This window comes from Streptomyces sp. NPDC012769 (assembly GCF_042901205.1).
Classification (GTDB): Bacteria; Actinomycetota; Actinomycetes; order Streptomycetales; family Streptomycetaceae; genus Streptomyces.
On record NZ_JBIBCP010000002.1, the window covers coordinates 1366254 to 1376546 of the forward strand.

Annotated in this window: 12 protein-coding genes and 1 rRNA gene; 9 read left to right on the plus strand and 4 right to left on the minus strand. The window is 70.2% G+C overall.

Annotated features, from left to right (window positions below; translation table 11 throughout):
- The first annotated feature begins 371 nt into the window (after positions 1 to 371).
- From ACFY7C_RS15280 to ACFY7C_RS15290, 3 genes are all read left to right on the plus strand, one after another.
- Positions 372 to 1517, plus strand: coding sequence for a GAF domain-containing sensor histidine kinase (locus tag ACFY7C_RS15280; RefSeq protein WP_389649369.1), 1146 nt, complete (start codon positions 372 to 374; stop codon positions 1515 to 1517).
- A complete protein-coding gene (locus ACFY7C_RS15285; protein ID WP_389649372.1) occupies positions 1510 to 2160 on the plus strand; it encodes a response regulator in 651 nt (216 codons plus the stop codon). The genes ACFY7C_RS15280 and ACFY7C_RS15285 overlap by 8 nt, the downstream gene beginning before the upstream one ends.
- Before the next feature lie 129 nt (positions 2161 to 2289).
- Positions 2290 to 2535 (plus strand): chaplin, encoded by a 246-nt coding sequence (locus tag ACFY7C_RS15290; RefSeq protein ID WP_384413315.1) that lies wholly within the window; start codon positions 2290 to 2292, stop codon positions 2533 to 2535.
- Positions 2536 to 2692: 157 nt separating this feature from the next.
- Here ACFY7C_RS15290 and ACFY7C_RS15295 read toward each other — a convergent pair whose 3' ends face one another.
- Positions 2693 to 3484, minus strand: a complete 792-nt coding sequence (locus tag ACFY7C_RS15295; protein ID WP_389649375.1) for a hypothetical protein — start codon at positions 3482 to 3484, stop codon at positions 2693 to 2695.
- Positions 3485 to 3642: 158 nt separating this feature from the next.
- Between ACFY7C_RS15295 and ACFY7C_RS15300 the strand changes: the two genes are divergently transcribed.
- From ACFY7C_RS15300 to ACFY7C_RS15315, 4 genes are all read left to right on the plus strand, one after another.
- Entirely contained in the window at positions 3643 to 4440 is a 798-nt protein-coding gene (locus tag ACFY7C_RS15300; protein WP_389649377.1) for an ABC transporter ATP-binding protein, read from the plus strand.
- A gap of 72 nt (positions 4441 to 4512) precedes the next feature.
- Positions 4513 to 4941, plus strand: a complete 429-nt coding sequence (locus tag ACFY7C_RS15305; RefSeq protein ID WP_389649380.1) for an NfeD family protein — start codon at positions 4513 to 4515, stop codon at positions 4939 to 4941.
- A gap of 87 nt (positions 4942 to 5028) precedes the next feature.
- The gene (locus ACFY7C_RS15310; protein WP_389649383.1) at positions 5029 to 5979 is read left to right on the plus strand and encodes an SPFH domain-containing protein; all 951 of its coding nucleotides are present in this window, start codon (positions 5029 to 5031) and stop codon (positions 5977 to 5979) included.
- A gap of 121 nt (positions 5980 to 6100) precedes the next feature.
- Entirely contained in the window at positions 6101 to 6874 is a 774-nt protein-coding gene (locus ACFY7C_RS15315) for a sulfite exporter TauE/SafE family protein (protein WP_389649386.1), read from the plus strand.
- A 64-nt stretch (positions 6875 to 6938) separates the two neighbouring features.
- Here the strand turns inward: ACFY7C_RS15315 and ACFY7C_RS15320 are convergent, their stop codons facing one another.
- From ACFY7C_RS15320 to ACFY7C_RS15330, 3 genes are all read right to left on the minus strand, one after another.
- A complete protein-coding gene (locus tag ACFY7C_RS15320; protein WP_389649388.1) occupies positions 6939 to 7445 on the minus strand; it encodes an HNH endonuclease in 507 nt (168 codons plus the stop codon).
- A gap of 159 nt (positions 7446 to 7604) precedes the next feature.
- Complete coding sequence (locus ACFY7C_RS15325; RefSeq protein ID WP_389649390.1) at positions 7605 to 8138, minus strand: YbhB/YbcL family Raf kinase inhibitor-like protein; 534 nt, start codon at positions 8136 to 8138, stop codon at positions 7605 to 7607.
- Between the two features lie 41 nt (positions 8139 to 8179).
- Entirely contained in the window at positions 8180 to 8962 is a 783-nt protein-coding gene (locus ACFY7C_RS15330) for a sporulation protein (protein WP_389649392.1), read from the minus strand.
- Positions 8963 to 9042: 80 nt separating this feature from the next.
- Between ACFY7C_RS15330 and ACFY7C_RS15335 the strand changes: the two genes are divergently transcribed.
- Positions 9043 to 9696: a DNA-3-methyladenine glycosylase gene (locus ACFY7C_RS15335; protein ID WP_389649395.1), complete on the plus strand. Its 654-nt coding sequence runs from the start codon at positions 9043 to 9045 to the stop codon at positions 9694 to 9696.
- Positions 9697 to 10218: 522 nt separating this feature from the next.
- Positions 10219 to 10293: ribosomal RNA gene (locus ACFY7C_RS15340) — 16S ribosomal RNA — on the plus strand; the annotation flags it as partial.

The following is a 10293-nucleotide window of genomic DNA, read 5'->3' on the forward strand; positions in this document are numbered from 1 at the left end:
CAAAGGTGTGACGTACGATCCCGGGTAGTGGATCAGGGGCCCGCGGAGTGCGGCTCGGACGGGGTCCGCGACCAGGTGTGGCAGCGCTGATCTCGGCTTTACGTATCCACTAGGGGGATTCGTAAGTGACCTGGGTCCTATGCGCGGGCTCACATCGGTCGCGTAACAACCTCACCATCCGTTGCGCGAGCAATGCGCATAGTGAGGCCCCTCCTCCTGGAGGAGGAGACCGGTGTCCCCGCCCCTCCCTCCAGGCGTCACACAGCCTCGGCCCCGAGCCGCTAAAGAGGCGAGGCGTAGGTCCGCGGTCCTAGGCGAGCGCCGTCCCCGGGCGGATACGGACCGTCACACCCCGCCGGTACGGTGAACGCATGAGCCATCGACCGAGCTCCGGCCTGGCCGCCGTGAGCAGCGCCCTGCTGGCGATGAACCGCCAGATGGAGGTCCGTGACGTCCTCAAGACGATCGTCGCCTCCGCCCGCGAGCTGCTCGACGCCGAGTACGCGGCGCTCGGTGTCCCCGACGACCACGGCGGCTTCGCCCAGTTCGTCGTCGACGGCGTCAGCGACGAGCAGTGGCGCGCCATCGGCCCCCTGCCCCGGCAGCACGGCATCCTCGCCGCCATGCTCCACAAGGCCGAGCCCGAGCGCCTCGACGACGTCCGCAAGGACCCCCGCTTCGAGGGCTGGCCGGACGCCCACCCCGAGATGTCCGACTTCCTGGGACTGCCGGTCCGCGACGGCGACGAGATCCTCGCCGCCCTCTTCCTCGCCAACAAGCGCTGCCCGAGGCCGTCCGGCGGCTGCGGCTTCACCGCCGAGGACGAGGAGCTCCTGACGCTCCTCGCCCAGCACGCCGCCATCGCCCTCACCAACGCCCGGCTCTACGAGCGCAGCCGCGAGCTCACCATCGCCGAGGAGCGCTCCCGCCTCGCCCACGAGCTGCACGACGCCGTCAGCCAGAAGCTCTTCTCCCTCCGCCTCACCGCCCAGGCCGCCGCCGCCCTCGTCGACCGCGACCCCGCGCGGGCCAAGGGCGAGCTCCAGCAGGTCGCCGAGCTCGCCGCCGAGGCCGCCGACGAGCTGCGCGCCGCCGTCGTCGAGCTGCGCCCCGCCGCCCTCGACGAGGACGGCCTGGTCCACACCCTGCGCACCCAGATCCAGGTCCTCGACCGCGCCCACACCGCCAAGGTCACCTTCGACGCCGCCGGCGTCCGCGCGCTGCCCGCCGCCCAGGAGGAGGCCGTGCTCCGGGTCGCCCAGGAGGCCCTGCACAACGCGCTGCGCCACTCCGGCGCGGCCCTCGTCACCGTCTCCCTCACCCGCAGCGGCCAGGGAGCACGGCTCACCGTCACCGACGACGGCCGGGGCTTCGACCCCGGCACGGTCCGCACCGCCGGCCGCCACCTCGGTCTGGTCTCCATGCGCGACCGGGCCGCCGGCGTCGGAGGCACGCTCACCGTCACCTCGGCCCCGGGCCGGGGCACCACGATCGAGATGGAGGTCCCCGGTGGCTGACAAGCCCATCCGTGTCCTGCTCGTCGACGACCACCAGGTGGTCCGACGAGGCCTGCGGACCTTCCTGGAGGTCCAGGACGACATAGAGGTCGTGGGGGAGGCCTCCGACGGCGCCGAGGGCGTCAGCGCCGCCGAGGAGCTGCGGCCGGACGTCGTCCTCATGGACATCAAGATGCCCGGCACCGACGGCATCGAGGCGCTGCGCCGGCTGCGCGAGCTGGCCAACCCGGCCCGCGTCCTGATCGTCACCAGCTTCACCGAGCAGCGCACGGTCGTCCCCGCGCTGCGCGCCGGCGCGTGCGGATACGTCTACAAGGACATCGACCCCGATGCCCTCGCCGGCGCCATCCGCTCCGTCCACGCCGGCCATGTGCTGCTCCAGCCCGAGGTGGCCGACGCGCTCCTCAGCCAGGAGGACCAGGGCCAGGGCGGGGGCACGGGCCGGGGCTCCACGCTGACCGAGCGGGAGCGGGAGGTCCTCGGCCTGATCGCCGACGGCCGCTCCAACCGGGAGATCGCCCGCGCGCTCGTCCTGTCCGAGAAGACGGTCAAGACGCACGTCTCCAACATCCTCATGAAGCTGGACCTCGCGGACCGCACCCAGGCCGCGCTCTGGGCCGTACGGCACGGCATGACCTCGTAGGTACGACCGTTCCCCTTTTCATACTGTCGGGTGGATGTCCCCCGTTCGGCGCAACCGACGGGGGGCGGCGGCGTTCTCCATGGCGTGCTGCGGCGGACCGGCCGCAGCGATGACCAGGAGGATCCTGAAGTGAACAACCTCAAGAAGGCCGCTGCCCTCACCATGGTCGCCGGTGGCATCGTCGCCGCCGGTGCGGGCGTCGCCTCCGCCCACGGCGGTGCGCACGCCCACGGGCAGGCCCTCAACTCGCCGGGCGTCGCCTCCGGCAACCTGGTGCAGGTCCCGGTCCACGTCCCCGTGAACGTCTCCGGCAACACGGTCAACGTGATCGGCCTGCTCAACCCGGCCTTCGGCAACGGCGCCGTCAACCACTGACGCCCCGCTGAACCACCGGCCCCCGGACGATCCCCCGGGGGCCGGTTCCCGTTTGCCCCTCTCGACGCGTTCCTCGCGCCGTTCGGCGCCGGGGCGCCTTGCGGGCTTCGGGTCGCTGTGGCGGACTCCGTCCGCCGGTCGGGGCCGGCTCCGCGTCCTAGATGCCCTGTTCCCGTTCCCTGTCCTCCACGTAGGCGTTGTACGCGGCGACCTGTGCCCGCCGGGCGACCCGCTCCACCGGCCGCAGCGCCGCCCCCCGCGCCGCCATCTCGGACGCGCTCACCGCGCCGCCGTGGCCGTGGTCGTACGCGAGGTCGACGAGCAGACCGATCCGCTGGGCCAGCTCCAGGACACGGACCGCGCGAGGCGGGTAGCCCGGGGCGAGGATCTCCCGGCCGGTCTCCGCGCGGGCGCGGTAGGCGTCACGGGCCGCGTCCGCCGCCGGGCCGGACGCCGCGACATCGAGGCGGGTCAGCACCGTCGTCGCCTCCCGCAGCGCCTCCGCCAGCTCCCGCTCCGCCTCGCCGAGCGACGGCACGTCCGCCGGCGGGGCCTCCCGCACGGTCAGACAGTGCCAGACCACCTCCACGTGCACATCACCCGCCGGCCCCGCCTCCGTCACCTCCGGCACCAGACCGTACGGCGCGCCGAAGCCGACCACCGCCTCCTCCGCGTCGAGCGCCCGCGCGTTGAACTCCGGCGGACCGCTCAGCCCCAGCGGATGCCCCGGCGCGGGCAGCGCCACCCGCCACCCGGTCACCCCGAGCCGCCGCAGCCGCCCGAGCGCCAGCGTCAGGCCCACCGGCCCCGCCTCGCCCGGCAGCCCCTCCACGCGGTGCACCGCGTCCTCCCCGACAATCGCGAGCGCCGCGTCGTCCGGCGACACCGCCCCGGCCAGCAGGGCATTGCCCCAGGCGGCCAGACGTCCTGAGCGTGGTTCCGAAAGCATGCCCCCCAGCGTAGGGACTCCTACGGCCCCCGAAGGCGCAAAGCAAGCCCTAAGGACCGGCCCGGCCCGCCGGTGGCGTAGGTTTTCCCTGGATGGACGCCGCGCCCACCGGCGCAAGGCGACGACACGACTCGACCCCAAGGGGAGACAACGCGCTCATGAGCGATGTACTGGAGCTGGTGGACGTATCCGTGGTCCGCGACGGACGCGCTCTGGTGGACGAGGTCTCGTGGTCGGTCAAGGAGGGCGAGCGCTGGGTCATCCTCGGCCCCAACGGCGCGGGCAAGACCACCCTGCTCAACATCGCCTCCAGCTACCTCTTCCCCACCACGGGCACGGCGACCGTCCTCGGCGAGCGCCTCGGCGGCGTCGGCACCGACGTCTTCGACCTCCGCCCCCGCATCGGCATGGCCGGCATCGCCATGGCCGAGAAGCTGCCCAAGCAGCAGACCGTCCTCCAGACCGTGCTCACCGCCGCCTACGGCATGACCGCCACCTGGCACGAGGACTACGACCCGGTCGACGAGGAGCGCGCCAAGGCCTTCCTCGACCGCCTCGGCATGACCGACTACCTGGACCGCAAATTCGGCACCCTCTCCGAGGGCGAGCGCAAGCGCACCCTCATCGCCCGCGCGATGATGACCGACCCCGAGCTGCTCCTCCTCGACGAGCCCGCCGCCGGCCTCGACCTCGGCGGCCGCGAGGACCTGGTCCGCCGCCTCGGCCGGCTCGCCCGCGACCCGTACGCCCCCTCCATGATCATGGTCACCCACCACGTCGAGGAGATCGCCCCCGGCTTCACCCACGTCCTGATGATCCGTCAGGGCAAGGTGCTCGCCGCCGGCCCCATGGAGACCGAGCTCACCTCCCGCAACCTCTCCCACTGCTTCGGCCTGCCGCTCGTCGTCGAGCACCTCGGCGACCGCTACACCGCGCAGGGCCTGCCGCTCAAGTAACGCCCGGGGGCGTCGAGACCGCACAGCCCGGCGCCCTGTCCCGGACCACCCCACCCGCCCTACCATGACCACGTGGACATCGACGCATGGATCTGGTGGCTGATCGGCGCGGTGGGGCTCGGCATTCCCCTCGTCCTCACCGCGATGCCCGAGTTCGGCATGTTCTCCGTCGGCGCGGTCGCCGGAGCCGTGACCGCCGCCCTGGGCTTCGGCATCGTCCCCCAAGTGGTCGTCTTCGCCGTCGTCTCCGTCGCCCTCGTCGCCGTGGTGCGCCCCATCGCGGCACGCCACCGCGACGGCCGGCCTCAACACGCGACCGGCATCGACGCCCTGAGAGGCCGTCAAGCCGTCGTCCTGGAACGGGTGGACGGCAACGGCGGCCGCATCAAGCTGGCCGGCGAGGTCTGGTCCGCCCGGACCCTCGACTCCGGGCAGAGCTTCGAACCAGGCGAACAGGTCGACGTCGTCGACATCGACGGAGCCACCGCGGTCGTCATGTGACCGAACCTCACCCATGACGCTCCGCGGTCTGGGAAACTCGATCATCATCTGGTTAGTCAACCGGCAGCGAAGGACACGGGGAACACGATGTCAGCAGTCATCATCGTCCTGATCATTCTGGTGGTGCTTGTCTTCATCGCCCTGATCAAGACCATCCAGGTCATCCCGCAGGCCAGCGCCGCCATCGTGGAACGCTTCGGCCGCTACACCCGCACGCTCAACGCCGGACTGAACATCGTCGTCCCGTTCATCGACCGCATCCGCAACCGGATCGACCTCCGCGAACAGGTCGTCCCCTTCCCGCCCCAGCCGGTCATCACCCAGGACAACCTGGTCGTCAACATCGACACCGTCATCTACTACCAGGTGACCGACGCCCGCGCCGCGACCTACGAGGTCGCCAGCTACATCCAGGCCATCGAGCAGCTCACCGTCACCACCCTTCGCAACATCATCGGCGGCATGGACCTCGAGCGGACCCTCACCTCCCGCGAGGAGATCAACGCCGCCCTGCGCGGAGTCCTCGACGAGGCCACCGGCAAGTGGGGCATCCGCGTCAACCGCGTCGAGCTCAAGGCCATCGAGCCGCCCACCTCCATCCAGGACTCGATGGAGAAGCAGATGCGCGCCGACCGCGACAAGCGCGCCGCCATCCTCACCGCCGAGGGCATCCGCCAGTCGCAGATCCTGACCGCCGAGGGCGAGAAGCAGTCGGCGATCCTCCGCGCCGAGGGCGAGGCCAAGGCCGCCGCCCTCAAGGCCGAGGGCGAGGCCCAGGCCGTCCGCACGGTCTTCGAGGCCATCCACGCCGGCGACCCCGACCAGAAGCTGCTCTCGTACCAGTACCTCCAGATGCTCCCGAAGATCGCCGAGGGCGACGCCAACAAGCTCTGGATCGTGCCCAGCGAGATCGGCGACGCCCTCAAGGGCCTCTCCGGCGCCTTCGGCAACGTCGCACCCGGTGTCCCCGGCTTCAACACCAAGGGCAACGGCAACGGAAACGGCCCCGAGCGCCGCGAGGAGCCGCCCGTCGACTGACGGCCCCCGCCCTCCGCGAAGATGACTGACACGTACACGTAACTTCGGGCATGATCGGTACGAGCCCCTCGACTCCGACCACCACCGGGGCGGGGAGGCGACTCACCGAACCCCGAAGGAGATGGCGTTGTCCATCTGGGAAATGCTCGCGGTCTTCGCGGCCGGCACCGCCGCCGGCGCCATCAACACCATCGTCGGATCGGGAACGCTCATCACGTTCCCGGTCCTCCTCGCCACCGGCCTCCCGCCGATCACCGCGAACGTCTCCAACGCCCTCGGTCTCGTCCCCGGATCCATCAGCGGCGCCATCGGCTACCGCAGCGAACTCAAGGGCCAGACCCCCCGCATCCTCCGCCTCGGCGCCGCCGCCATCCTCGGCGGACTCGTCGGCGCCGTCCTGCTCCTGGCCCTGCCCTCCGACGCCTTCGACGCGATCGTCCCCGTCCTCATCGGCATCGCCCTGATCCTCGTCCTCCTCCAGCCCCGCATCGCCGCCGCCGTCCAGCGCCGCCGCGAGGCCACCGGAACCGAGGCCCACCCCCACGGCGGCGCCGCCCTCCTCGTCGGACTCTTCCTCGCCAGCATCTACGGCGGCTACTTCGGCGCCGCCCAGGGCGTCCTCTACATCTCGCTCATGGGACTGCTGCTCCACGACAGCCTGCAGCGCATCAACGCCGTCAAGAACATCCTCGGCGCCGTCGTCAACGGCGTCGCCGCCGTCTTCTTCCTCTTCGTCGCCGACTTCGACTGGACCGCCGTCCTCCTCATCGCCGTCGGCTCCACCATCGGCGGCCAGATCGGCGCCAAGGTCGGCAAGCGCCTGCCCCCCACCGTCCTGCGCGGAGTCATCATCGCCGTCGGCGTCGTCGCCATCCTCCAACTCACCCTGAAATGACGGCCCTGAAATGACAGCGGGGCCCGCCCCGACAGGGGCGGGCCCACACGACACACGACCGGATCTACGCGGCCTGCCCGGCCAGCCAGTCAGGCAGCTCCGACCGCTCCGCCGCCCGCAGCGCCAACAGCATCGTCTCCGCCGGCGTCGGCACGAACGGCTGGTGCAACAGCGGCATCCCCGCCTGCTCCGGCGTCCGGTCCGCCTTACGGTGGTTGTCCTCCGCACACGAAGCCACCGTATTCAGCCAGTTGTCCCCGCCACCCTGCGCCCGCGGCACCACATGGTCCACCGTCGTCGCCCGCCGCCCGCAGTACGCACACCGGTGCTGGTCCCTGACCAGCACACCCCGCCTCGACCACGGCGCCTGTCTTCGGAACGGCACCCGCACGTATCTGCACAGCCTGATCACCCGGGGCACCGGCATGTCCACGGCAGCCGCACGCACACGCAGACCGGGATGCTCCTGCTCCACGACGGCCTTGTCCTGAAGGACAAGCACCACCGCACGGTTGAGTGTGACCGTCGAAAGCGGCTCGAAGCTCGCGTTCAGAACCAGCGTGTCCCGCATGTGCCCACCTCCCGTGTGCCGGCCCACCCCCTCGGCGGGCTCGGATCAACTCTGGCCGGGCGCGCCGGGTAGGACAACGCAATATCCGCGCAAAGAAAGATGCCCGCTTCTGATCTCTCCAAGACCAGAAGCGGGCAAACAACAAACGAACGCCGAGCGTTAGGCGGGGTTCTCGTACTCCGCCACCAGCTGCGCGCGCCCCAGCGTGTGGAAACGCAGGTTGAAACCGACCGCGGCGGGCGACGCGTCGGCGTCCGGGCCGAGCTTCTCCTGATCCACCGCGTACACCGTGAAGACATACCGGTGCGAACCGTCCCCCTTCGGCGGGGCGGCCCCGCCGAAGTCCTTCGACCCGTAGTCGTTACGGGCGTGCACGGCACCCGCCGGCAACCCCGTGAACGACCCCGAACCGGCACCCGCCGGCAGCTCGGTCACCGTCGCCGGGATGTCGAACAGCACCCAGTGCCAGAACCCGCTCCCCGTCGGCGCGTCCGGATCGAAGCAGGTCACCGCGAAGCTCTTCGTCTCCGCCGGGAAGCCCTCCCAGCGCAGCTGCGGCGAGGTGTTCCCCTCGGCGTACACCTGAGCGTCCTTCAGAACCCCACCCTGCTCGACGTCCTCGCTCACCACCGTGAACGACGGCACCGTCGGGTGGAAGTCATGCGGGAGCGGCGCCCTCTTGGCCTCGGTCACGTCTGAACCTCCGAATCGAAGATCGTCCTTACGCGCCGAGCCTAGAGCCAGTTGCGACGCCCACCGACCTCGGCGAGCCACTGGTTCAGGTACGCCGCCCAGTCGGTCGTGTGGAAGTCGTCCAGACCCACCTTGAACGCGCGGAAGGAGTCGCTGCCCTCGCCGAACAGACCCGGCTTCTTGTCCATCTCCAGAACGACGTCCATCTCCCGGTCGTCCGCGACGAAGCTGACCTCGACCTGGTTCAGACCCCGGTACTGCTGCGGCGCGAAGAACTCGATCTCCTGGTAGAACGGCAGCTTCTGCCGCGTCCCACGGATGTGACCGCGCTCCATGTCCGCGCTCTTGAAGCGGAAGCCCAGCTGCAGGAAGGCGTCCAGGATGGCCTGCTGCGCCGGCAGCGGGTGCACGTTGATCGGGTCCAGGTCACCCGAGTCGACGGCACGGGCGATCTCCAGCTCCGTCGTCACCCCGATGTTCATCCCGTGCAGCCGCTGACGCGCGATCGTGGTGACGGGCGTCTCCCACGGGATCTCCAGACCGAACGGCACCACGTGCACCGCACCGGCCTGCACCTCGAAGGCCCCACCGAGCCGCACCTTCGCGAACTCGATGTCCTGCTTGTGCTCCTGGTCGCCGCCCTCGACCTCGACGCGCGCCTGCAGCCCGACGGAAAGTCCCTCGATCTGCTGGGCGACCGAACCGCCCTGGATGCGCACCTCGCCCTGGACGACACCGCCCGGGACGACGTTCTCCTCGGTGAGCACGGTCTCCACCGACGCCCCACCGGCCCCCAGGCTCGCCAGCAGCTTCTTGAACCCCATGTCGTGCGTCCTCTCCTTGTCGGTCCTGTCCTCTCCCTACGCGCCACGAAGGTATCCGGTTCCCCGTACCCTCGGACGGCATGAGCGAGAGCCCCGACCGTACGCCGCTCCCGCGGAGCTTCTTCGACCGACCCGTCCTGGAGGTCGCCCCCGATCTCCTCGGCCGCACCCTGATCCGCAACACACCCGCCGGCCGCATCGAGCTCCGCCTCACCGAGGTGGAGGCGTACGCCGGCGCGGTCGACCCCGGCTCCCACGCTTTCCGCGGCCGCACCGCCCGGAACGCCGTCATGTTCGGGCCGCCCGGACACGCGTACGTCTACTTCACCTACGGCATGTGGCACTGCCTCAACCTGGTGTGCGGCCCGGAGGGGGAGGCGAGCGGAGTCCTGCTGCGCGCGGGAGAGATCCTCACGGGGGCGGAACAAGCCAGGAAACGTCGACTCTCGGCCCGATACGACTCCGAGCTTGCCAAGGGCCCGGCCCGCCTGGCCACCGCCCTCGACGTCGCCCTCTCCCTGAACGGCACCGACGCCTGCGCCGGCCCCGACGCCCCTCTCTCCCTCCTCACCGGCACGCCCCCCACCGCCGACCTCGTCCGCAACGGCCCCCGAACCGGAGTGGGCGGCGAAGGTGCCCCACACCCCTGGCGCTTCTGGATCGACGGCGACCGCTCGGTCAGCCCCTACCGGGCCCATGCGCCGCGGAAGCGGGGGGCGTCGGGGGCGGCTTGACTCGGCCGCAACAGATGCGTAATGTAGCCCGAGCCGCTGGAGACGGGCAGTGCTCACCGAAGCCTCCCGGAGCGGTCATCCACTGCTTACAACGACTCCTGGCGGGGCTTGTTTCGGCGTGCCGAAATGTGTTCCGAAAGGCTCGATTATGAGTCGCCAGGGAAATCCGCTAAAGTAGTGGACACGCCGGAAGGGCCCGAAACGACGAAAGTCGAATAGGACCCGGAAAGCACCGAGGAAATCGGATCGGAAAGATCTGATAGAGTCGGAAACGAAGGAAGCGCCCGGAGGAAAGCCCGAGAGGGTCGGTACAAAGGAAGCGTCCGCACCTTGAGAACTCAACAGCGTGCCAAAAATCAACGCCAGATTAGTTGATACCCCGTCCATCTTCGGATGGTCGAGGTTCCTTTGAAAAAGTCCACCCCACGGGGTGGCACACAGCGAGGACGCTGTGAACGGTACGGACTATTCCTCCGAACCGTTCCGCTCAACGCGAGTGTAGAACCGGATTACCGGTAAACATTCACGGAGAGTTTGATCCTGGCTCAGGACGAACGCTGGCGGCGTGCTTAACACATGCAAGTCGAACGATGAAGC